Here is an 818-nt window from a genome sequence, read left to right as displayed (position 1 = left end):
CGCCAGCCCGGACCGCTCCCTGACGGGCCTGGTCGCCGGCGCGGGTGCGCCGAGCCGCGGCCCGCGCATGCCGGGTCTCGCGATCGGCGTGGTCACGGACGTACGGGAGCCGGGCGGCGCCGAGAGCGGCGCGGTGAAGCTGAAGTTCCCCTGGCTGGACGACACGTACACCACCGACTGGGTGCGGACCGTGCAGTGGGGCGGCAGGGGCGGCGGAGGCGTAGTGAGCCCCGAGGTCAACGACGAGGTGCTGGTGGGCTTCGAACAGGGCCTGCTGGACAGCCCGTACGTCCTCGGCGGGCTGTACAACGGCGTCGACAAGCCGTCGCCGCACGACGTCCCGCTGATCGACAGCACCACCGGCAAGGTCAACCGCCGCTCCGTGGTGTCGCGTTCGGGGCACCGGGTGGAGCTGCTGGACGCGCGGGCGCCGGGTCCGTCCGGCCTCCGGCTCACCACCGGAGACGAGCGCCTCGAAGTGTTCCTCGACGACCGGCGGGACCGGATCGAGCTGACGGTGTACGCCAGGGGCCGGCAACCCCTCACCTCCGTCCGGCTCGACAAGGACGGCATCACCCTGGACGCGGGACGCGGCGATGTGAGCGTGTCCGGCCGGAACGTGGACATCCAGGGCCGGGTCGGGGTGAAGATCGGCGGCCGGTCGGTCGGCGTCACCGGCAGCTCGGACGTCACCGTCGACGGCGGCCTGCTGGGCGTCCTGAAGGCCAAGCTCATCCGGATCAACTGACCCCGGCCCCGCCCCCGTACCTGTCCCCGTCCTGCCCCTGGTCCTGACCCCAGTCCCTACTGCCGTAAGG

Annotated in this window: 1 protein-coding gene; it reads left to right on the top strand. The window is 72.7% G+C overall.

Features of this window, described 5'->3' with window-relative positions:
- Window positions 1-748 (top strand): phage baseplate assembly protein V (locus CCN44_RS42075; RefSeq protein ID WP_244204079.1); only part of this gene is annotated, 748 nt, incomplete at its 5' end.
- Window positions 749-818: the final 70 nt, after the last annotated feature.

Source organism: Streptomyces tricolor, assembly GCF_002155905.1.
GTDB lineage: Bacteria > Actinomycetota > Actinomycetes > Streptomycetales > Streptomycetaceae > Streptomyces > Streptomyces tricolor.
This window is presented reverse-complemented; position numbering and strand designations above follow the sequence as displayed.